Annotated in this window: 20 protein-coding genes; 17 read left to right on the top strand and 3 right to left on the bottom strand. The window is 42.0% G+C overall.

Features of this window, described 5'->3' with window-relative positions; genetic code table 11:
• Positions 1-86 precede the first annotated feature (86 nt).
• The 7 genes from MSG36_RS16120 (at position 87) to MSG36_RS16090 (ending at position 10,323) form a co-directional block, all read left to right on the top strand.
• A complete protein-coding gene (locus tag MSG36_RS16120; protein WP_248368787.1) occupies positions 87-1,196 on the top strand; it encodes a Wzz/FepE/Etk N-terminal domain-containing protein in 1,110 nt (369 codons plus the stop codon).
• Between the two features lie 775 nt (positions 1,197-1,971).
• A complete protein-coding gene (locus MSG36_RS16115) occupies positions 1,972-2,514 on the top strand; it encodes an outer membrane beta-barrel protein (protein ID WP_050652060.1) in 543 nt (180 codons plus the stop codon).
• A gap of 19 nt (positions 2,515-2,533) precedes the next feature.
• Entirely contained in the window at positions 2,534-3,439 is a 906-nt protein-coding gene (locus MSG36_RS16110) for a serine/threonine protein kinase (RefSeq protein ID WP_248368786.1), read from the top strand.
• Between the two features lie 181 nt (positions 3,440-3,620).
• Positions 3,621-5,738: a YjbH domain-containing protein gene (locus tag MSG36_RS16105; RefSeq protein ID WP_248368785.1), complete on the top strand. Its 2,118-nt coding sequence runs from the start codon at positions 3,621-3,623 to the stop codon at positions 5,736-5,738.
• A gap of 584 nt (positions 5,739-6,322) precedes the next feature.
• Positions 6,323-7,456, top strand: a complete 1,134-nt coding sequence (locus MSG36_RS16100; protein ID WP_248368783.1) for a polysaccharide export protein — start codon at positions 6,323-6,325, stop codon at positions 7,454-7,456.
• A gap of 83 nt (positions 7,457-7,539) precedes the next feature.
• A complete protein-coding gene (locus tag MSG36_RS16095) occupies positions 7,540-7,980 on the top strand; it encodes a low molecular weight protein-tyrosine-phosphatase (RefSeq protein WP_102449500.1) in 441 nt (146 codons plus the stop codon).
• Between the two features lie 171 nt (positions 7,981-8,151).
• Positions 8,152-10,323, top strand: coding sequence for a polysaccharide biosynthesis tyrosine autokinase (locus tag MSG36_RS16090; RefSeq protein ID WP_248368781.1), 2,172 nt, complete (start codon positions 8,152-8,154; stop codon positions 10,321-10,323).
• Positions 10,324-10,779: 456 nt separating this feature from the next.
• Here the strand turns inward: MSG36_RS16090 and MSG36_RS16085 are convergent, their stop codons facing one another.
• The 3 genes from MSG36_RS16085 to MSG36_RS16075 all read right to left on the bottom strand — a co-directional run bounded on the left by MSG36_RS16085 (position 10,780) and on the right by MSG36_RS16075 (position 12,646).
• Positions 10,780-11,115, bottom strand: coding sequence for a hypothetical protein (locus MSG36_RS16085; protein WP_004733275.1), 336 nt, complete (start codon positions 11,113-11,115; stop codon positions 10,780-10,782).
• 500 nt (positions 11,116-11,615) lie between these two features.
• Complete coding sequence (locus MSG36_RS16080; RefSeq protein ID WP_248368779.1) at positions 11,616-12,221, bottom strand: N-acetylmuramoyl-L-alanine amidase; 606 nt, start codon at positions 12,219-12,221, stop codon at positions 11,616-11,618.
• On the bottom strand, positions 12,173-12,646 hold the full coding sequence (locus MSG36_RS16075; RefSeq protein WP_248368777.1) for a hypothetical protein: 474 nt from the start codon (positions 12,644-12,646) through the stop codon (positions 12,173-12,175). Before MSG36_RS16075 ends, MSG36_RS16080 begins: the two co-directional genes overlap by 49 nt.
• Before the next feature lie 286 nt (positions 12,647-12,932).
• Between MSG36_RS16075 and MSG36_RS16070 the strand changes: the two genes are divergently transcribed.
• The 10 genes from MSG36_RS16070 to MSG36_RS16025 all read left to right on the top strand — a co-directional run bounded on the left by MSG36_RS16070 (position 12,933) and on the right by MSG36_RS16025 (position 21,635).
• Positions 12,933-14,003, top strand: coding sequence for a helix-turn-helix domain-containing protein (locus tag MSG36_RS16070; RefSeq protein ID WP_248368774.1), 1,071 nt, complete (start codon positions 12,933-12,935; stop codon positions 14,001-14,003).
• A 164-nt stretch (positions 14,004-14,167) separates the two neighbouring features.
• Positions 14,168-14,488, top strand: coding sequence for a hypothetical protein (locus tag MSG36_RS16065; protein ID WP_248368772.1), 321 nt, complete (start codon positions 14,168-14,170; stop codon positions 14,486-14,488).
• 418 nt (positions 14,489-14,906) lie between these two features.
• Positions 14,907-16,004: a dTDP-glucose 4,6-dehydratase gene (gene rfbB / locus MSG36_RS16060; RefSeq protein ID WP_248368769.1), complete on the top strand. Its 1,098-nt coding sequence runs from the start codon at positions 14,907-14,909 to the stop codon at positions 16,002-16,004.
• Positions 16,004-16,891, top strand: a complete 888-nt coding sequence (rfbA, locus tag MSG36_RS16055) for a glucose-1-phosphate thymidylyltransferase RfbA (RefSeq protein WP_248368766.1) — start codon at positions 16,004-16,006, stop codon at positions 16,889-16,891. The genes rfbB and rfbA overlap by 1 nt, the downstream gene beginning before the upstream one ends.
• On the top strand, positions 16,891-17,772 hold the full coding sequence (gene rfbD / locus MSG36_RS16050) for a dTDP-4-dehydrorhamnose reductase (RefSeq protein ID WP_248368763.1): 882 nt from the start codon (positions 16,891-16,893) through the stop codon (positions 17,770-17,772). Before rfbA ends, rfbD begins: the two co-directional genes overlap by 1 nt.
• Positions 17,773-17,776: 4 nt before the next feature.
• Positions 17,777-18,316 carry a dTDP-4-dehydrorhamnose 3,5-epimerase gene (gene rfbC, locus MSG36_RS16045; RefSeq protein ID WP_248368760.1) on the top strand — a complete coding sequence of 180 codons (540 nt, stop codon included), beginning with the start codon at positions 17,777-17,779 and terminating at the stop codon, positions 18,314-18,316.
• A gap of 21 nt (positions 18,317-18,337) precedes the next feature.
• Positions 18,338-18,967 carry an acylneuraminate cytidylyltransferase family protein gene (locus MSG36_RS16040; RefSeq protein ID WP_248368757.1) on the top strand — a complete coding sequence of 210 codons (630 nt, stop codon included), beginning with the start codon at positions 18,338-18,340 and terminating at the stop codon, positions 18,965-18,967.
• A complete protein-coding gene (locus MSG36_RS16035) occupies positions 18,967-19,986 on the top strand; it encodes a glycosyltransferase (RefSeq protein WP_248368756.1) in 1,020 nt (339 codons plus the stop codon). The genes MSG36_RS16040 and MSG36_RS16035 overlap by 1 nt, the downstream gene beginning before the upstream one ends.
• Positions 19,970-20,725: a 6-hydroxymethylpterin diphosphokinase MptE-like protein gene (locus tag MSG36_RS16030; RefSeq protein WP_248368754.1), complete on the top strand. Its 756-nt coding sequence runs from the start codon at positions 19,970-19,972 to the stop codon at positions 20,723-20,725. The genes MSG36_RS16035 and MSG36_RS16030 overlap by 17 nt, the downstream gene beginning before the upstream one ends.
• Entirely contained in the window at positions 20,706-21,635 is a 930-nt protein-coding gene (locus tag MSG36_RS16025) for a hypothetical protein (protein WP_248368752.1), read from the top strand. The genes MSG36_RS16030 and MSG36_RS16025 overlap by 20 nt, the downstream gene beginning before the upstream one ends.
• The last annotated feature ends 27 nt before the right edge of the window (positions 21,636-21,662 follow it).

The raw sequence follows: 21,662 nt of genomic DNA, 5'->3' as shown, positions 1-21,662 counted from the left end.
TAACGTTTACAAATCACACAATACTAAAAACATACGGCGTGATAGCATTCTGCCGTTATTAATTCAAATGTTTTGAGAGATTTACAGTGAAACAGCAGACACAACCGTACTCCCCGCAAAATCCACCAATGTACACTACGAACGATGAGATTAACTTGAGGGAGCTGTTTAGAGCTTTGTGGGGTGGTAAGTTAATTGTGATATTGGTTACTGCTTTATTTTTTGTTAGTAGTATTGGTTTGGCTTTTCTGTCTCAAGAATGGTGGTCTTCTAATGCAAAGATCACTGAGGCTCAACCTCAAAATTTGGCTGCGTATCAGCGCCAAGTGAAGCAGTTTCAACCTGTTTTTGATATCTATCAAGAAGATGGCACAGTCCTTGTTAGCAAAGAACTTAATCGTTTGGTGAGTTCAGAAGTGTTATTCCAACGCTTTGTAAATGCATTTAACTCCACTAATAATAAGAAAGCTTTTTTAGATAACAGTGCCGAGTTTAAAGATTCTGTATTTAACAGTAGTGCTGAGAGTAGTATCGATGAAACTAGATTGTTGTATAGTAAATGGTTCGATAGAGTTTCCGCCTCTAAAGTTGATAGAAAGGACTCTAGGTCACCATATATCATTACTTTTCAAACAACAGCCAAAGAGAGCAGTTTCAATTTATTAACAGATTACATTTTGGCTACAGAATCAAAAGTGCATCAAGATGCGTTTAATAATTTACATGCCGTAGTTAGTGGCAAAAAAAATGAATTAATTCAGCAAAAGCAAATTCTTGAAAATCAAGCTAAAAATCAATTATTAGTGGAAACTGAACGAACGAAGTATGCCGCTGATATAGCTCGATCTGCAGGAGTGGAGAGTCCAATTCAGACTGGCAATGATAATGAACTATTTGGTATCGATCTGGGGCTAAAAGGTTTGGAGGCAAAAGTCCACGCTTTGGAATCAGTAAAAAATCTCAGTGTCATTGAGCCTCGCCTACAGCAGATAAATGCAAAGTTAGATATGTTGAATAGCCTTGAAGTTGACCGGACTGTTGATTTTCAAACGTTCCGTTACCTAGAAAATGTTGAACAGCCGATAACTCGAGATAAACCTAAGCGTGCTTTGATTGTTGTTCTTGGTACATTATTCGGTGGTATGTTGGGTTTTGCAGTAGTTCTGATTCGATTTTTATTTAGAAAAAAAGATTAATTCGCTTTAATGGCTAGTGTCTCACACTAGCCATTTTTTATTCCTCTTACATACTATCCCCTGAGCCAAGACCGCATAAAGGATGGCTATCGTAACTCCAACCAAATACTGATACCTAACGTTTGGCGGGTTAGGGTTGCTTCTCCTTAACACATAGAATGAGATACCAACCTCCGTACATCACTAAACCAGCATTAAGCGAAAGTGCGGGCGACCGCGTTCAAATTTTCTCCATTCATCTTTTTACCCCTTTCTGACGCAATCCTGACTTTTTTTTGAATCGTTGTGGTGCGTTTACTAATTATACATTTACTTGATAGCGGTTATTACCTATCATGTTGTTCAATTAGTTGTTTAATCAGAGTAATTCCTTTTTAGGCTATCTATCATTGATTAGATGGTTTTGGGTGGATATTGAAAGTAACGCAGTAATCTTTTTGTGTTGGTTCCTTGTGAGTACCATTTTTGTAGTGTCATACGAAAAGATTATGCTAACTGCTCGCTTGTAATAGCTTAAGCAAGCTACTCTCAAGTTCTTTGTGCTTGTTAAACAACATTGATAAATCTGGCGAAATTCAAAAGTACAGTATTGAGTTGCTTCTAGCTTCTAGCTTCAGCATGCAATATTGTTCAATTGTGTCAGTAGCTTTGGTACGGAATGGCGTGTATGAGTGTCTGCTTTTTGGGCTTTCATACAAAAACTGATTAGACTATCGCTTAGATTTGCTAGGAAAATCAGCCTCAGTTCAGTTTGAAATATGGAAGATATAATTATATGAAAATGCAGTGGTTAGCTAGGGTTTCTCCTTTGTTGTTGCTATCAGCAACAGCTGTTGGAGCTGAAAATTTATACGTGGGCGCTAAAGTTGGTAATGTAACTGCCGATAACTTTGCACCATTAGTTGAGAGCCGTACGGCGATTGACGACTCAGACACATCTTACGGTTTGTTTGTTGGTTATCATATCGTAGATACACTAGCCATCGAAGGTGGTTATAACTACCTTGGTGAGTATGATCTTAAAGACATTGCAGGTGGCAGCTACGAAGCAAGCAGCTTTGATGTGGTTCTTAAAGCCTCTGGAAATGTAACAGACAGCTTAGCGCTATACGCAAAAGGTGGCATCGCCATTTATGACTGGAAAGCAAACGGTCCAGGTGTTGAGTCTGACGATTCTGGTGTGACTCCAACGATTGCTTTTGGTACTGAATACTCGATTACTTCAGCAATGAAAGTCGGTATTGAATACCAGTTGTATCAAGATATTGGTGGCGTCGATATCGACTCATTTAATGTTGCTTTGTCACACAGCTTTTAATCATTTGTAGGGATAAATTGTGAAATATAAAATTTTAGCGTTATCAGTCGTTGGTGCAATCCTTGGCGGTTGTGGTAGCGATAATGACAACAGCGTGCCACCTGAGCAAGCATATCGTAACATTATGGCATTCGACCCTGCAGTTATGGGTATGAAAGGCACATTCAGCTGTGATGATGGAACAACGGGCACTTTAGAGGCAACTAACTTTTATGGTGTTTCTGAAGTCACAGAGCTTACCGTTTTTAACAAGCCTGAAACTTGTGCGTTTACATATAACGCAACACCAGGTGCCCAAGATGTTTCTAACGGCAAAGACATGAGCAAGGTGAGCTACAAGTTCCCTAAAGGCTTAGCAAATCTCGATGACCTCGTGACGTCTTCTCCAATCTCTACGCTAATTGAGAAAGAGCTAGATGGCGCACCTTATGACGAAGCAACGGGTATTCAAGTTCTAACGGCTCTTGGCCTTGGTGACTTGTTGAACAATGGTAGCATCAGTAGTGTAGCTGACTTCTTGCGTCGTACCGACGAAGTTATTGCAGACCTTCCTGCATCTGAAGCGAGCCTTGTATCTGCTACAAATGCAGTACTATCAGATGTGCTTGTAGTAAGCCCTGATGCATCAGTAAGTGAAGTATCTGATGCGACTGTTGCGATAGCAGACAAAGTCATTGATGAGAATCCTGCTTACCCTGAAAACCCGGATGGCGACACAATTTACTTGGATCTAACTGAAGACCCAACGCTAATTGAAGATGTTGTGGCTGATCCAAATACTCCTGTAGATCTTCCTCCTGCAAAAGACGCGGAACCTGTTCCAAACCCAGATGATGGTACTAACCCACCAACTGGCGGCACTGGCGGCACTGGTGGTACTGGCGGTACTGGCGGTGGCGGTAACGGCGGTGGTACTGGCGGTTAATTTAAGCATCAATAATAAAAGGCACCACTCGGTGCCTTTTTTACATGCTATTACTATCGAGCATGTCACCATTAAACTCTGTCGCCATTAAACGTAGTCACTTTCAAGCACTGTTACTAATAAACACGGCCACTATCTAACATAGTCACTGTCAAATACGGTTAAAACCTATTGTATCCCAATGAAAATATTCAGTTATTCTAAAAGCGCATCTCTCATAGCATCTCTTAGCGCATTAGCTATCGCTTCTAATGCCTACGCCGTCGATAACTTGATGTCGTCCCAGAGTTATACCGGTGCAATCATTGTGCCCAATGCTCAAGTGATGGACACTGGCGACATTTCTTACCTCTACGGTCAAGGCGTGCCATACAAGGGGAAAACCAGTGAGTTAGATAACATACTATTTAGCGTTGGTTTATTTGATGGCTTTGAGGCGGCGGGGCGAATTGTCACAAAAACTTATGACTGTCACCTTTACACAAATGTACCCAACTACAATCCTAATTGTGGTAACGGTATTCGTGACTTATCGGCATCGTTTAAATACCAACTTCCTTTCGTTAAAGATTGGACAGGGTTCGATTTTGCCATAGGTGTTCAAGATTTTGGTGGCGCAGCCAGCAACTTTGAAACCTACTATGCGGTAGCTGATTTTGAGCCTGACTTTGTTCCGGCAAGGTTTAGTGCCGGTTACGGTAAATCAGAAGTAAGCCATGGTGTTCTAAACGGGCCTTTTGCCAGCTTAGAGTATCAGCCGTTGGATTTTGTTCAGCTTATTGCAGAACACGACTCTCACCAATTCAACGCTGGCCTTAAGGTGTTTACTCCAGAAAATTACCTGCCACTGGATACACAGCTATCTTTTCAATACCAGTTTTATACCAGTGGTAATGCCGATATAGATATTTGGTCTGTGGCAGCATCGACTCCTTTAATGGGTTTCTCTGAATCTCGCCGAGTGAATGAGTTAACCCTAGAAGACAAGATCGCAGTAGAACAAGCGCATCATAAATTTGCTGGTATGGTTCAACTTAAAAAGGCACTGGTTGATGAAGGCTTTCTTAACGTTAGAATTTCGGCTGATGATATTGGTTTAAACGTAGCACTGGAAAACAGACGTTATAATCGTAACCAAGTGGACGGTGTGGGTGTTGCGTTGGGTATTATCTCTTCCTACGTGGGAGAAGGTATGCTTCAAGACCTCGGGGTTAAAAATTACCAACAACAAAACATTCGCCTGTTTAACTTGGTGAATGACATGCCGATGATGGAAGTGATCACCAGTGCCCCATGTTACCGAGAATTTGTAAAAACGGGCGAACCTTGCAAAAACCTTCTTGTGCGTACTTCTGATGTGAAAAAGAGCTATGCAAAAGCGAACTTTGATAAAGAGGTGGCTCGTTCTGGATTTGGTCGCACACAGGTGATTGTGTCTCCTGCTTTGTATCACAATACTGCCACAGAATACGGTGTATTTGATTACTCTTTAGCGCTGGCTACTAACCTTTACACACCTTTGTGGAAAGGCGCTGCGTTGGATGTTCGACATGTAATGCCACTGGCAGAGAGTGATGATTTTGAAGAGGGCGAAATTTGGGGTGATAATGCCTTTGAAAATGAAGTCGATAGGGTTCTTTTCCACCAAGCATTCCAATTGCCTTACAACCTCACCACTCAATTCTCATTCGGACAAGTTTACGGAAACTTTTTGGGCTTTTTGAATGAAACGCAGTATGCGAGCAATAGCGGTCGTCACATTCTAGGAGCTGAATATGCGAACTTTTCTGCTCAAGATAAGTACGACTCAAGAGGGAAAGCCATCTTAGATGCGACCCCTATGATTGGCCACTACACCTACTCAAGACCGGACTGGAACTGGCAAGGTAAAGTGCAAGCCGGTCAATTCTGGAAAGGCGATGAAGGGGTACGTGTAACTACCAGTCATTGGTTAGGTGACGTAAGAGTTGATGCGTCATACCAAACCACAAAAGCAGTAGGCAGCAGTGAAGCCGAAGATTTTGTGACGCTTTCTATCGCAATCCCTCTAACGTTGTGGCGTGATATGAGCCCTGACTACGTTCAATTACGTGGTATCGACCAGTTTGTATACGCGCTTCAAACTCGCGTTGGTGATAGTCACAATAATTTAGGCACAGGTTTAGGTGTTGATACTGGCTTACAACACAATATTGAAAGGCAGTACTTCAACCGCAACCGCATCGGTGCAAGCTACTACCATGAAAACCGACAGCGCTTACGCAATGCTTATCTGAAATACTTAGAAGCAGTAAAATAATTCAGCGTAAAGTCTAAAATAAAGAGCCAACACTTCATGTGTTGGCTCTTTTGCTTTTGCTTTTGCTCTTCGTTTACTCGTATCTCGCTACTCTCATCTGCTCTTGAGCTCTTCGATACTCGCTTACCTGCATCTCGATACTGCTCTTTAGAATCCCGCCACTGCTCTTATCTTTTCGAATCTCGTTCACTCGCATCTCTCATCTGCTCTTTAGAATCCCGCACCTGCTTTTATCTCTTCGCATCTCGTTCACTCGCATCCCGTATCTGGTCTTAAGCTCTTCCCCCTTAAAACCATTCAACTAGGTTGATAATAAACACAAATTGTGGATAATGTTTACGGATTAAAATGACCGGATGCAGGCATCGTTTTTGCTGCGTTTGGTATCAACTACGCAGTGTGGTGTCGCGGACGATCAAAGGGCGGTAGCGTCTTGATTTTTCGATGCCAAATGAGAGCTAGATCTTATTATTTCTCTACTTCAGCTCTATTTAAAACTGCATAGCTGATAAAATTACGCGCTTAACTTCCTTGGGTGTCCTTTGGGGTATCACAACACATTCCATCTCTATTACTTGGTTAACATGAAGATCAATAAAAATCGTCTCCTTTTCGCGCTTATACCTGCATTGCTTGTAGGGTGTACGACTCCAGGTACTCACCTGTCTACCGGTGGTAAGAATGTGATTCAGCCCTCTGAGGAACAGCAAGAGTCTGATATTTCTGAAGTGGTGAATGTTTATCCGCTGACTGCACAGTTAGTATCAACTTACCAAACAAGTACATTGTCGGTGTCACAAGCGAACCCTGAACTTGATGTAGACATCGCAAAGTATGAATACAAAGTCGGAGTGGGCGATATCTTAAATATCACGATCTGGGATCACCCAGAACTGACGATTCCTGCCGGTTCTTACCGTAGCAGCACAGAAGCGGGTAACTGGGTTCATGCCGATGGCACCATCTTTTACCCTTACATTGGTACCGTCGAAGTGGCTGGCAAAACCGTTCGCGAAGTGCGTGCTGATATTGCAAATCGCTTAGCTAAATACATCGAAAGCCCTCAAGTTGATGTGAACGTAGCGGCTTTCCGATCTAAGAAAACCTACATTACTGGCGAAGTGTCTAACCCTGGCCAACAGCCAATCACCAATATCCCACTAACATTACTGGATGCCGTGAACCGTTCGGGCGGTTTATCTGAAGATGCGGATTGGCGTAATGTTTCATTAACGCGTAATGGCGTGGAAGAGAACCTTTCGCTTTATGGCTTAATGCAACGTGGTGATCTAACCCAAAACCGCTTACTGCAAGCGGGTGATATTGTTCACGTACCTCGTAACGACAATCAGAAAGTGTTCGTGATGGGTGAGGTGAACGATCCTCAACTACTCAAAATTGATCGCGTAGGGATGAGCCTAACCGAAGCACTCAGCAATGTCGGTGGTATCAACCAGCTGACTGCCGATGCAACGGGTGTGTTTGTCATCCGAACTTCAGATGATAAATCAGAACGCATGGCAGACATCTACCAACTGAATATGGAAGATGCATCAGCTTTAGTGATTGGTACCGAGTTTGATTTAAGACCTTACGACATTGTTTACGTAACGGCAGCACCAATCAGTCGCTGGAACCGTGTAATCGGTCAGCTTGTACCAACCATTTCAGGCTTCAACGACCTAACCGAAGGTATGTTACGCGTTCGTAATTGGTAATAAATGAAGATTAATCATCAGGTTGCATTGTACGTGTAACCTGATTTTTTATGCTTGTAGGCCCAATACAATTAGAGACAATTATGTTTAATAAAATTTTAGTGGTCTGCGTGGGTAACATTTGTCGTTCCCCGACCGGAGAGCGCGTTCTTCAACAGTTGCTTCCGAACAAAGAGGTAGCCTCTGCCGGTATCGCTGCTGAAAAAAGCCGTTTAATTGGCAAGCCCGCAGACGACACGGCGATTTTGATCGCTGCAGAAAACGGGGTCGATGTTGAAAACCATCAGTCTCAACAAGTGACGCCACAGCTTTGTGCTCAGTATGACTTGATTTTGGTGATGGAGAAGGGCCATTTAGAAGCGCTCACTCAAATATCGCCAGAGGCACGCGGTAAAACTATGTTGTTTGGTCAGTGGATAGGCCAAAAAGACATCCCCGATCCACACCGTCAAAGCCGTGAAGCCTTTGAATACGCTTATAAGCTGATTGACGAAGCCGCACAAGCTTGGGCAAAAAAACTGTAGGTTTAAAAATACAGTAGGTTTAAATACTGTAGGTTTCAAATAGACAGCTTTTAAAATGTCATGCTCTACACGTAGGCGTGGCTAAGCCACCAACAGAATCATATAGAAGAGAAGTACGCGGAGCGTATATATCGTCTCTTAAATAGCAATAATTTAGGAAGTAGCAAACAAATGACAACACAACCCTCTCAGCAATCGCATACAGATAACTCTGATGAGATAGATTTAGGAAAACTGCTTGGCATTCTGCTGGACGCTAAATGGCTAATCATGCTGACCACATTTGCTTTTGCTGTGTTTGGTATTGCGTTTGCTCTGCTTTCAACGCCGATATACAAAGCGGATGCCCTGATCCAAATTGAAGAGAAGAGCTCTGGCGGCATTTCCTCCATGGTCGGTGACATGGGGGAGTTGTTCTCTCAAGAATCTTCTGCGACAACAGAAGTGGAGATCATCAAATCTCGTATGATCTTGGGTGAAACGGTGGATAAGTTTAACCTCACCACGGTGACATCTCCTAACTATGCCCCTATCGTAGGTAAGGGTTTTGCTCGCTTAACCGGTGACATCAACCACATCTCAGTAAGCCGTTTTACATTGCCAAGCTACGCGAATGGTTACGCACACACCATTCAAATTCTCGATGCCGAGCAGGGCACTTACCAACTGGTTCGTGACGATGAGCGCGTTATCTTGCAAGGCAAAGTGGGTGAGCTAGCAACAGCCGACGACTACAGTTTGTTTGTGGCAGGTTTTGAATCACACAACGATTTTGAATTCTCTATTAGTCAACGTAGCCGACTAGAAGCGATCGAATGGTTGAAGAAGTCTTTATCATTGTCTGAGCAAGGTAAGCAAACCGGCATTTTGAAGCTGAGCTTTGAAGGTGAAAACAAGCAACAGATCTCTGAAATCCTCAATCACATTAGTCAGATCTACTTCTTACAAAATGTGAAGCGTAATTCAGCAGAAGCAGAGAAGAGTCTCTCTTTTCTAGAAAGTCACCTTCCGGGCATTAAATCTGAGCTAACTGGTTATGAAGACGTACTAAATAATTACCGCCAAAAGAACGAATCGATCGACTTGGGTTTAGAAGCACAATCAACCCTGAAGGTAATGGTAGAGCTTGAAGCGCAATTGAATGAATTGACGTTTAAAGAGAGTGAAATCAGCCAACGCTTTACTAAAGATCACCCGGCATACAAAGCTCTGCTTGATAAGCGTAAAACGCTGATGGGTGAGAAAGAGCGCCTAAACAAACAAGTACAAAAGCTACCGAAAACACAGCGTGAAGTACTGCGTATGACACGTGATGTTGAAGTAAACCAACAGATCTACATCCAGTTACTAAACAAGGTTCAAGAACTCAGCATTATTAAAGCCGGTACGGTCGGTAACGTTCGTATCTTAGATGACGCTCAAGCGTATGCTCGCGCCGTCAAACCTAAGAAGCCGCTGATTGTTGTGTTAGCAACGCTACTGGGTGGCATGTTAAGTGTCGCATTTGTATTAGTGAAAGCCGCGTTCCACCGTGGTGTTGAAAGCCCTGACCAAATTGAACAAATCGGCCTTCCGGTTTACGCAGCGGTACCAAAATCAGATTTACAGATTGAGCTAACCAACCGCTTTAAATCGAAGAAAGTACAAACAAAAGGCGTTCAGGCACTGCTTGCCGAATCGAACCCTGCTGATCTTTCGGTTGAAGCACTGCGTGGCCTTCGTACCAGCTTGCACTTTGCGATGCTAGAAGCGAAAAACAACGTCTTGATGATCTCTGGCCCTGCGCCGGGTATTGGTAAATCATTCATCTCGACCAACTTTGCCGCAGTAGCCGCAAAAACAGGCCAAAAGGTATTGTTGATTGATGCCGACATGCGTAAAGGTTACCTACAACAAAGCTTTGGTGTGAACTGGGATAACGGCCTTTCTGATGTATTAAGTGGTAAGCAAGAGTTTGCTCAATCCATTAAAACCACACCAGTAGAAAACCTACATATTCTTACTCGCGGCCAAGTGCCACCTAACCCATCAGAGTTGCTGATGCACCCACGCTTTGCGGAACTAATGGAATGGGCATCAAAAGAGTATGACCTGGTGATTGTCGATACTCCACCAGTACTCGCAGTAACCGACCCAAGCATTGTCGGCGCCTTCGCTGGCACCACATTAATGGTCGCGCGTTACGGTCAAAACACCATTAAAGAGATTGATGTTGCTCGCAACCGTTTCGAACAATCGGGCATTGAAGTGAAAGGCGTTATCTTCAACGCCATCGAGAAGAAAGCATCAAGCTCATACGGCTACGGTTACTACAACTACGCATATTCGAGCGACAAGAAATAACTAAGAGCAGTAACGAGATGCGAGTAATCGGGTAAACGAAGATCTAAAGACAGTAACGGGATGAGAGTGGCGAGATACGAAAAGCGCCACTCGAATCCGCTCTTCATCTCTTCATCTCTTTATCTCTTCGTTACTCGTTTACCCGCTACCCGCATCTATTCTTTTAAGCTCTTCGCACCCCGTTTACTTGTATTTTATCTCTTCACCTAATAGTAAAAAATAACAGCGTCATTCCCTACAGCGAGGCACGAGCGTGATAGGGAATCTCTTTTCGTCGTGGGTACCAAACATGTAAATTGGACGTGACATTGAGATTCCAGATATTTCGTCCCTCAATTCTGGAATGACGGAATCTAATAGGTGGCGAGTTCAGACGTTATCCAATATCCATCTCTGCTTTTCCGCTCTTCGAATCTCGTTACCCGTCACCCGTATCTATGTTTTATCCACTCGCATCTACTTCTTCACCACGCCACCCGTTAAATACAATCCAATAGCCGCTAACACCGGATAACCAAACGCCTCATTGGTCATTTCCCCCAATGGCTTCCAATCGTAGCCGTGCATGCAGCCCAGAATTACCATCACATGCAGTGCCACATAAGGTATGGTGAACAACAACACAATGTAGCGTTGTACCAACTTAAAAGGTTCATACGCTTTAAGCAGTGCCAGCTTGTGCTTCGCTTTTTCTTCATCAGTAAAAAACATCGCATCTCCTGTGTTGGTGAGTGCATCTAACCCCTTGCTAATAGAAGACTGGCTCCCGAATATTCTTCCGAACAATGTCATACTGCTCCTTGGTTGATTGATTGGCTTTAACCGCATGTATAACCTTATGGTTCGACAATCTTAGCGAGACCTCTCCTCCGCCATTTATCCGTTGAATTAGATTCCCTATCACGTTCGTCCCTCACTGTAGGGAATGACGACTACTTTTATTAAGTTAATAATCCCACGACTCCGTCATTCCGCCATTCTGTTGCTTTAGAGGCGAGGAACGAAGTATCTGGAATCTGCTTTTAGTCTCTTCGCTACTCCTTCTCGCGCCACCCTCATCTGCTCCTCTAGCTTTTCGCATCCCGTTTACCCGCCACTCGCATCCGCTCTTAAGCCTTTCGCATCTCGTTTACCCGAATCCCGCTACTGCTCTTCCTGCTTTTCGCATCCCGTTTACCCGTCACTCGCATCTGCTCCTCAAGCCTTTCGCATCTCGCTTACCCGAATCCCGCTACTGCTCTTTAAGCTTTTCGCATCTCGTTTACTCGCATCCCGCATCTGCTTTCAAGCTCTTAAGCTTTTATCTTCAAAACAGGACACGCTTTATTCACGCCCCAATCTTTATGCCCTTTAACATTCTCATCTGAAATCAAGAACTGCTCTTGCAGTGCAGCCATCAAACCAAACAGTGCCTTGCGCTGCGCAAGTGTGAAGTTATCTTCTGGTTGCAGCTCGGCATTACAACCGCCAACCAAACAAACCCCAATATTGCCCTTGTTGTGTCGTTTCACATGCGCGCCGGTTTGCGACAGCGGCCTGCCCAATTGGACATCCCCATTGCGACGAATAACAAAGTGATACCCCACATCGCGCCAGCCTCTCTTTTTATGCCATTGGCGAATCTCGGCTACGCCTACATCTTGCTGTGGCGGCGTGGCGCTGCAATGCACTGTAATAAAGGAATAGGGCGGGCAATGAGGTAAACGGAGTAGAACCGAAACGAGACTGAAAGAATAGGATGCTGAAGGTAAACAAGGCTCTAACGAGGGGATAAGCTCCACCTTGCTAGCCTGCTCTTCCGAATCAATTCGTTCTTTGGTGTAAGCCCGCTCTTGTAAAACAGGCGCTGCTAACGGCTGGTGTGGAACTCGATCAGTTGCTGGTGGAGTGTTTGACAAAATAAATCCTCGTGTTGTTGTAAATAGGCGGTTAAATACGTTGATAACGATTCTTTTAAATCAGGGTGCAATGCGATGTGTTTCCGCAAACTCGCTGCTACGGTTTTGGCATAACCAGAGTGGTGGTTTACATAATGTAAATACATCACGTAATAACCCAGTGGCTGCCTGCGCCGTGCTCGGCTGATCATCCAACAAATATCCTCATAGCTGGGGGCGTCACCGCATTCATCCTCATCAAAATAACAACCTTCCATTTGGCTTTCTTTATAACCGCCGGCTTCATAGCTCAGTACTTGGCCAGACCCATCACTATCACTAAAAAGTAACGGCTGGCGTGACTGAATGAGGGAGTTAGCGTGGCACTCGATGCTCGCCATACCGGGTTGATACGCTGAAATAAAAAGAGAAACTATCGCCTTCATTAAGCACCTTATTGCTGCATGGGGAGGGCAATGTACTTCAACATTCTTGATTGGGGTTGGCGGGAATAGCGCGAAAACAGAGGAACGCAGAAAAGTGAGAGGTGCTTCGAAAAGTCATTGATTAATAAGGTTGATGTTGCATATCTATCCGAGTCGATTAACCAAACATCTTTTCTTACAACTTATCTCATAAGCCTTTCGCCCCTAAAGCGCCAAAAAGTGTTGTTAATGCCCTTTAAATCAATGGATTTCAGTACGAATGGTCATTTAACAAGGAGCGTTAACCATGTGTGTTTCTCTTATTCTTTCTTTTATCCCCTTAAAAACCGGCTCGCCAATAAGCAAGTTAGTGTTATTGAAATTAGCCGATAACGCAGACGCGCGCGGCGTGTGTTTTCCTTCCCTCAATTACTTGGCGCAATATTGTGAAGTGTCGGTAAGAACCGTGAAACGACACGTTAACGAGCTCGAAAAGCAAGGTTTTGTGAAGCGGATAAAGCGGTTTGATGATTCAGGACGCCAGCGCAGCAACATATATCAGCTGCGCCTTCCCAGCGACAGCCACATTCAGCAGACCGATCTAGGCCAAGCGAATCAAGAGAATGCCAATGCAGAACAAGCAGGTTTACCATCAGCTTCGTCGGAATATCCCCAGAAGACAGAACAGGCGCAGAAAACCGACCATTCAGACACTCCCCTGGGTGACTCAAGATCCAACACGGAGAGTGATCACCTGGCACACATAATCTTTCATAAAGAACATAAAACAGAGTTGAGCTTGAAAAACGGCAGCTTGGATGACACCGCTGTGCTTGAACCCCCAAGCGGTTCTGAACAACATGAGATCTCGACACCTAAAACCAACGTCACAAACCCCATAAGCCAACAGAATGAAGCCGTGATTCACCTGCTCACCAAAGAGGGCAGCGCGCCGATTTATCATGAGTTCACCACCATATTAGAACGCATCTACCCCAAGTTAGATGTGCTGCAAGAACTGCATGCCATGCAAGCCTGGCTGTACATCAACCCCGATAAGCGCAAACCCTTTGAGCATATTGGCCACTTTGTGAATGGCTGGCTAAGAAGAAGCGCCCAAGCTAAAGCGAAGCGAGACTCATCGCCAGTCTTTAAGCAAGCTAGAGCGGCTAAGCAAACAAGAACGGCTAAATCAGCAAGGGCTTCTGCTTCTACATCGACCAAGGAAGCGGCAACCAAGCCCATGGATCCCAAACAACCCACACCTGTCTCTCAGGCCCTAGCGGATTACAAAGCCAAAAGCACCACCAATCCGTTCGAAGCTCGTATCAAGGCCCTAGTTCAATCCAAATCGCCCTGCACGGATTCTAAAAAGTGACCATTCAATTTTTCACAGATGAAGCGCTTGTTCACACAGCCAAAGCTATTAAAAAAAATAGCTTAGAAAACCAAGATCTTAGGAAACCAAAAGGCTAGGGCAGACCAAGCGCGAATACAGACAAAAAACGTCAAGAAACAAAAGTAGAATTAGGGAGAGGGCAAATGGACGATATCAGCCTAAAAAAACTGACAACGGAAGAAAAAGTCACCATTTTAGAAAAAGAGATAGCGCGAGTGGAAGGGCGCATTGGCGAGTTCTTGAAACTGCTGGTTAACCATTACCCACAAGGGCTAACACGCACCGAGATTAAAGCGTTATTGACGGTAAACAATAACCCGAGCTTCGTCTCGCTGTACCGCAACGGCAACATTTTCATTGATATAGAAAAGCGCTACTGCGACGCAGCACAAGAAAACCGCTACCACATAGGCACTCAGTACCTGCAAGACGTACAATGCTTCCGGTGGCTGAATGCGTGGTGAGTTGTTTGTCATGCCAGAGTCAATTTCAAACTGGTTAATATGCACTTACTTTGCTAGAATGCTCCGCATATTTAAAACCGTATGAAAACCGCATAAAGCGAACAAATTGTGACTATTGCTTTTAGGAGCCAAACCTAAGGGCGGTAGCGTACCCAAATGTGGGTGGCTAGCAAGTTAAAAAGTTGCGGCAAGCCGAAAGGTTGAAAGCGGCTTTGGCGGCCTATTGGGGCGGTTTTTAAAAAGTAAGCAAAACCTAGGTTTTATAAGGGATAGGCGAGAATCGACTGTCTCAAAATGAATAAAAAGTGTCTCAGTGCCTTTAATATTACTGAGATGTTTGTGTGATTAAATTCCTCATATACAAACAGCATCTTCACGTTCGTGAGGTGTTCTAAGCATGATACTACAAGAGAATATTATGAAAATCCTCGTCACTGGTGGTGCTGGTTTTATCGGCTCAGCTGTTATTCGTCATATCATCAATAATACTTCTGACAGCGTGATCAACGTTGATAAGCTCACTTACGCAGGCAATTTAGAGTCTCTTTTAGAAGTAGATTCGTCTGAACGCTATGCCTTTGAGCAAGTCGATATCTGTAATCGTACCGAATTAGATCGAGTGTTTAAAGCGCACCAACCGGATGCGGTCATGCACTTGGCAGCAGAGTCACACGTTGACCGCTCAATCACAGGCCCAGCGGCATTCATCGAAACCAATATTGTTGGCACCTATACTCTGTTAGAAGCGACACGCGAGTATTGGAATACGCTTGAAGAAGGCGCAAAAGCAGAGTTCCGTTTTCACCATATCTCTACTGATGAAGTGTATGGCGACCTTCCACACCCTGATGAAGTTCCAGAAGGCACAGCGCTGCCAATGTTCTTAGAGACAACCTCGTATGAGCCATCAAGCCCATACTCGGCATCAAAAGCATCAAGTGATCACTTAGTGCGTGCATGGTTGCGTACTTACGGCCTGCCAACCATAGTAACCAACTGCTCAAACAATTACGGTCCTTATCACTTCCCTGAAAAATTGATCCCGTTAGTGATTCTTAATGCTCTAGAGGGCAAAGACCTTCCTATCTACGGAAAAGGCGATCAAATCCGTGACTGGCTGTTTGTTGAAGACCATGCGCGAGCGCTCTACAAAGTCGTGACCGAAGGTGAAGTGGGCGAGACCTACAATATTGGTGGTCACAACGAGAAGAAAAACCTCGAAGTTGTGAACACGATTTGTGAAATCTTAGACTCGTTAGTACCGAAAGACTCGAAGTATGCAGAGCAGATCACCAATGTGCAAGATCGCCCAGGGCATGACCGCCGTTACGCGATTGATTCAAGCAAAATGCAACGTGAGCTCGGTTGGACGCCTGAGGAAACCTTTGAAACAGGTCTTAGTAAAACGGTGCAATGGTATCTAGACAATTCTACTTGGTGTCAAAACGTGCAAGATGGCAGCTACCAGCGTGAGCGTCTAGGTGTAGAAGCAACTGAATCAAAGGGAAGTAAATAATGAAAGGGATTGTTTTAGCGGGTGGTTCCGGTACGCGTTTATACCCATTAACGCGCGGCGTTTCAAAACAACTATTGCCAATCTACGATAAGCCGATGGTGTTTTACCCGATCTCGACATTAATGCTGGCGGGCATTAAAGATATTTTGATTATCACAACACCAGAAGACAATGCTGGTTTTAAGCGTCTACTGGGTGACGGCTCTGATTTCGGTATTAATCTTGAGTATGCGATTCAGCCAAGCCCAGATGGTCTAGCGCAAGCGTTTATCATTGGTGAAGAGTTCATTGGTGAAGACGATGTCTGTTTAGTATTAGGCGATAACATCTTCTACGGCCAATCTTTTTCAAAAACGCTACAAAGCGCTGCTTCTCGTGAGTCTGGCTCAACCGTCTTTGGCTATCAAGTAAAAGACCCGGAACGTTTTGGTGTGGTTGAATTTGATGAAAACATGAAAGCGGTATCTATCGACGAGAAGCCAGATACACCAAAGTCGAATTATGCAGTAACAGGCTTGTATTTCTACGATAACCGCGTGGTGGAAATGGCCAAGCAAGTGAAGCCATCTCATCGTGGTGAGCTAGAAATTACCACACTCAATGAAATGTACCTCAATGATGGTTCACTTAACGTTGAATTATTGGGACGTGGTTTTGCGTGGTTAGATACAGGTACACACGAAAGTCTCCATGAAGCCTCGTCTTTCGTACAAACGATTGAGAATGTTCAAGGCTTAAAAGTGGCGTGTTTAGAAGAAATCGCATGGCGCAACGGCTGGCTGAGTGATGAGCAAGTATTGACGCTCGCTAAGCCGATGATGAAAAACGAATACGGTCAGTATTTGACACGTCTAGTGACTGAAACTCAGAAAAAGGCAGTAAGTTAATGCGTATCTTAATTACGGGTTGCCATGGCCAAGTGGGTTCAAGTTTAACTGAGCAGTTAGCGAGCCATGAGAATACGGAAGTGTTAGCGCTTGATAGAGAGCATCTTGATATCACCAATCAAGATGCAGTCAATGCAGCGGTTGCTGAGTTTAAGCCGAGCATCATTATTAACGCGGCGGCACATACCGCGGTTGATAAGGCAGAAGAGGAAGTCGACCTTTCTTACGCGATAAACCGTGATGGTCCCAAATACCTTGCCCAAGCCGCACAAAGTGTTGGTGCGGCCATTTTGCATATCTCTACCGATTATGTGTTTGAAGGCAATAAAGCCGGTGATTATGTGGAAACGGATGCGACAAACCCTCAAGGCGTTTACGGTGAAAGTAAGCTCGCCGGTGAAATCGCCGTGGCACAAGCGTGTGATAAACACATTATCCTGCGTACTGCATGGGTATTTGGTGAGAGCGGCAATAACTTCGTGAAAACAATGCTGCGTTTAGGAGCAAATAGAGATGCACTAAGTATTGTTGGTGATCAGTTTGGTGGACCCACTTATGCGGGTGATATTGCCAATGCATTGATCCAAATAGCTAAGCGCATTAATCAAGGTGATGCTGTTGAGTACGGTGTTTACCATTACTCGGGTTTGCCACATGTGAGTTGGTTTGACTTTGCAGATGCTATTTTTGATGTTGCAGTTGAGCAAGGAGTTCTTGATAAAAAGCCGATCTTAACGAGTATCACTACCGACCAATACCCAACACCAGCTAAGCGACCAAGTAATTCTCGATTAAGTACTGAAAAGGTAACTCTAGGTTACTCGGTTAAAGCGAGTGATTGGAAGGCCGCGTTAAACAATATTCAAGCGTATACGGAATAATAAAATGAAAATAATCGACACTCGTATTCCTGATGTAAAAATCATAGAACCAAGTGTGTTTGGTGATGAGCGCGGTTTCTTTATGGAAACTTGGAATCAAAAGCAATTCGAAGAACTAGTGACGGGAAAGCCGACTCAATTTGTGCAAGATAATCACTCTAAGTCTAAGAAAGGAATTTTACGCGGTTTGCATTATCAAACAGAAAACACCCAAGGAAAGTTGGTAAGAGTCGTTTCAGGTGAAGTGTTTGATGTTGCCGTCGATCTTAGAAAAGACTCACCAATGTTTGGTCAATGGGTGGGGGAATATTTATCAGCAGAGAACAAGCGACAGTTATGGGTACCAGAAGGCTTTGCACACGGATTCTATGTAATAAGTGAAGAAGCTGAATTTGTTTATAAATGTACAGATTATTATAACCCTCAAGCTGAATTATCAATGGCTTGGAATGACCCTGAATTAGAAATATCTTGGCCAATAGAAACAGCACCCATTTTATCTGAAAAGGATAAAATAGGCATAGCATTTAGAAGTTTTAAATAATTTTATATATGGAGGTTGCAGTTGAAAGTTGTAGCGTTTATTCCTTTAAGAAATAATAGCAAGCGTGTAAAAGATAAAAATAATCAAGTAATAGGGGAGAAGAATTTAGTACAGCATATCACTGACCGATTAGTCGATGTTGATGGAATAGATGATATATATTTATATACGTCTGACGAGACTTATATTGAAGGCATAAATAAAAATGTATTACTCAAACGACGTTGTAAGAGTTTAGATAGTGATGAAACTAAAGGACTGGAAATATATAGTAGCTTTGTTAGTGAAATATATGCTGATATATATATATTAGTGCATGCGACGTCTCCATTTATAAAGCCTGAAACCTTCGAGATTGGAATTAGTGCTATTAGAAATGGAGAATACGATTCAGCATTTACAGTTGAAGAAATCAAAACGTTTTGTTGGTATGACGGTAAACCAATAAACTATGATCTAGATAATGTTGTACAAACTCAAAAGTTACAGCCCATTTTGGTTGAAACTAGTGGTTACTACATGTTTAGACGGAATGTTATTGAAAGTGAAAGAAGAATAGGTGAAAAACCTAAAATGGTAACTGTTACTCATGCCGAAGCTATTGATATTGATGAATATCAAGATCTAGAATTAGCTAGGCGGCTTGTTTGATGAATATTCTACATATAGTTCCCGGAATTTGTTATGGTGGAATAGAACAAGTAATCTTAAGGTACACTCAATTAACGAATCTAAGTCACCATGTTCTAACATTATCATCTGAAAAATCAAGTCAAGTAGACATTTTCAAGGAAAGATTCTCAAGTGTAACTTTAAACGAGAACTCTAATGCAATAGCTAAATACATATTTATTTATAACTTTATAAGAAACAAAAAATTTGATGTCATTCACTTGCATTTAAATGAGATGTCTGGAGTGGTATTTACACTGATTAAGTTAATTGATAGAAAAGTAAAAATTGTTCTTCACAGTCATAACTTTTACAGAAAAAATCAAGAGACAGCCTATATTGGAATTAACAAAAATATTACTAAATTTGTTAGCCAGAAATCAAACTGTCTAAAATTTGCTTGTACTCATGAAGCTGGAAATTGGCTTTTTGGTTCTAATTATAAACTGATAAGAAATGCATTTTATCTGTCTGATTTCTCGCCTGATTCTGAAAAATTTAGAAACAGAGTGAGCTTTATAGCAAGGCTTGAGAAACAAAAACAACCTCTTCTAGCATTAGATATATTTAATAAATATTTTAAAAAACATTACCAGATGCAATTTGTAGGCAATGGTAGTTTGAAAGATATAGTTAAAGAAAAAATTCAATTTGAATCTGATGTAACTATTTCTGAACCTAGTAATAATGTGAACGTACTGTTATCTAAAACAGATGTTCTCTTGGCTCCTTCTGCGTATGAAGGGTTGGGCATTATAGTTTTAGAAGCATATTGTTCAGGTTGTATTATTATTATTAGTCGGGGTTATCCCAAAGATGTTACAAATTTACCCGGAGTTATTGTTCTTGACACGGAAAATAACATCGGTGACGATGACATAACTATGATAAAAGCGATGCGCGGTGAAAGTAGAATATTAAGGTCGCAGAAGAATCAACAGTACTTAAGATCTATTGGGTATGATCTTAAAGGAGAGAGCTTTGATCACTATTATTAAAAGAGCATTTTTGAATTTATTAGCAAGAATAGGCTTGGACTATTTTGGAAGTTCAAAATCGCTGTCAAAAATTCACAAAGCATCGGGCAAGAAAAAATTACTCATCCTTGGGACTGGGCCTAGTTTGAGCTGCATAAATAAGGATATATTCAAGCATGTAGATACGTTGTCAGTAAACGGGTATGCGAAATTGATAAAAGAAAGTCAGTGGCCGTCACCAACTTATTATATGTTACAAGACTTACAGGTCTCAGAAAAAATAGAGCCTTATTTAGATAGTGTTAATTCTAAAATAATATCAAGTTCATATCTTTATCTTAAAAATAAGAAAGTAAGGAAATATGTTAACTATGTATTCAATCACTATTTTATGGATCATGTTTTTTGTGATAATTATCTGCCATATACTTATAAAAAGACTAAAGATGCGGCTCGATATATAACAGATGGTTATACTGTGGTGTATTCTGCTATTGAGTTGGCAGAATATCTTGGTTATGAAGAGGTTTATTTATTAGGAGTTGATGCATCATACTCTAAGGAGCTTAATAATAGAAATATTGTCAATATTAACAAAATTGACAGTACTTATGAAAGCGCAGGAGATCGAATAATTTTCGGTATTGAAAATTTTGTGAATTCCAAGACTAAATTAAAACTATACAATTGTTCTATTCAAGGGCGTCTCAATTTTTTACAGTTCTCATCGGAGATAGATGGTGTCAAAATATGTTTGTGATGCGTCTTTTTGCAGAAGTCAAGGGACATTGTTATATGCAAGAAAATTTATTACTCATTTTTTCTTTGATATAAATATATTGGTAAATAGAAAGAAAGATATAGAAGCAAGCATTGACACAAAAGGTCATAAAGTGTTCCGAAATTATATCGGTGTTATTTTTTATGCATTGTTTCATCCAAAAATTAAATGGATTTCGATAAATAACATACCAATAGCATCGTTCAATAAAAATAATATATTGCTTTTGCATAATATATTTTATACATATTCTTTCCATGAGTTGATTTCAAACAAAAGTTGCATATCAGTTTCATTTTTTTTCAAGTGGTTTTATTTCAGAACTGTACTAATGATATTCCCCCCAAGTGCTGTCTATGTTCAAACCAAATTTATGAAGAAAAGACTCAGCAGGTTTTGTTCGTCGTTAATAAAGTTGGCCCCCAACTTTTATAATGATATTCCTACAACAAACAATGCTCAATTTAATATAAACCTTGATTTGAGTTACATTGATGATTATATATTCTTTTTGGGAGGAAGAGAACCACATAAAATGGTGGTTGATACTCTTAATGGCTTTTTAAAATCAAATTTGAAGCATAATTATAGAATTTTAGTTGTTGGCTGCTTTACTATTTCAGATTTTGTTAGAAATGAAAGAGTAAAGATAATGATCAAGAGTAATACAAGTCATATTGAATATTTGAAGTTAATACATAATTCATCTCTCTGTGTCGTTACTTCAAAGCATGAATCTTTATGTATGCCATTATTGGAATGTGCTTCAATGAGAAAAAAGTGTTTTGTGGCTAGTGCTGAATACTCGTTAGAATTAGCTAAAAAATCAGATGTTTTTGATAGTCACCGTGATTTAGTTGATAAGGTCGAAGCATATTACAATGAGTAATTTTTTCAAGGTAAAGAGCACGATCCC

This window comes from Vibrio sp. 1CM8B (genome assembly GCF_023161685.1).
Taxonomy (GTDB): domain Bacteria; phylum Pseudomonadota; class Gammaproteobacteria; order Enterobacterales; family Vibrionaceae; genus Vibrio; species Vibrio coralliirubri.
The sequence above is the reverse complement of the archived record's forward strand: the minus strand, read 5'-3'. Positions and strand labels throughout refer to the sequence as shown.

What these genes read in the sequence shown, in the direction of transcription:
- MSG36_RS16115 (WP_050652060.1), top strand. Translation starts at nt 1,972, where the DNA reads ATGAAAATGCAGTGGTTAGCTAGGGTTTCTCCTTTGTTGTTGCTATCA.
- rfbA (WP_248368766.1), top strand. Translation starts at nt 16,004, where the DNA reads ATGAAAGGGATTGTTTTAGCGGGTGGTTCCGGTACGCGTTTATACCCA.
- MSG36_RS16095 (WP_102449500.1), top strand. Translation starts at nt 7,540, where the DNA reads ATGTTTAATAAAATTTTAGTGGTCTGCGTGGGTAACATTTGTCGTTCC.
- MSG36_RS16105 (WP_248368785.1), top strand. Translation starts at nt 3,621, where the DNA reads ATGAAAATATTCAGTTATTCTAAAAGCGCATCTCTCATAGCATCTCTT.
- MSG36_RS16075 (WP_248368777.1), bottom strand. Translation starts at nt 12,646, where the DNA reads ATGAAGGCGATAGTTTCTCTTTTTATTTCAGCGTATCAACCCGGTATG.
- MSG36_RS16100 (WP_248368783.1), top strand. Translation starts at nt 6,323, where the DNA reads ATGAAGATCAATAAAAATCGTCTCCTTTTCGCGCTTATACCTGCATTG.
- MSG36_RS16085 (WP_004733275.1), bottom strand. Translation starts at nt 11,115, where the DNA reads ATGACATTGTTCGGAAGAATATTCGGGAGCCAGTCTTCTATTAGCAAG.
- rfbC (WP_248368760.1), top strand. Translation starts at nt 17,777, where the DNA reads ATGAAAATAATCGACACTCGTATTCCTGATGTAAAAATCATAGAACCA.
- MSG36_RS16035 (WP_248368756.1), top strand. Translation starts at nt 18,967, where the DNA reads ATGAATATTCTACATATAGTTCCCGGAATTTGTTATGGTGGAATAGAA.
- MSG36_RS16070 (WP_248368774.1), top strand. Translation starts at nt 12,933, where the DNA reads ATGTGTGTTTCTCTTATTCTTTCTTTTATCCCCTTAAAAACCGGCTCG.
- MSG36_RS16065 (WP_248368772.1), top strand. Translation starts at nt 14,168, where the DNA reads ATGGACGATATCAGCCTAAAAAAACTGACAACGGAAGAAAAAGTCACC.
- rfbB (WP_248368769.1), top strand. Translation starts at nt 14,907, where the DNA reads ATGAAAATCCTCGTCACTGGTGGTGCTGGTTTTATCGGCTCAGCTGTT.
- MSG36_RS16090 (WP_248368781.1), top strand. Translation starts at nt 8,152, where the DNA reads ATGACAACACAACCCTCTCAGCAATCGCATACAGATAACTCTGATGAG.
- rfbD (WP_248368763.1), top strand. Translation starts at nt 16,891, where the DNA reads ATGCGTATCTTAATTACGGGTTGCCATGGCCAAGTGGGTTCAAGTTTA.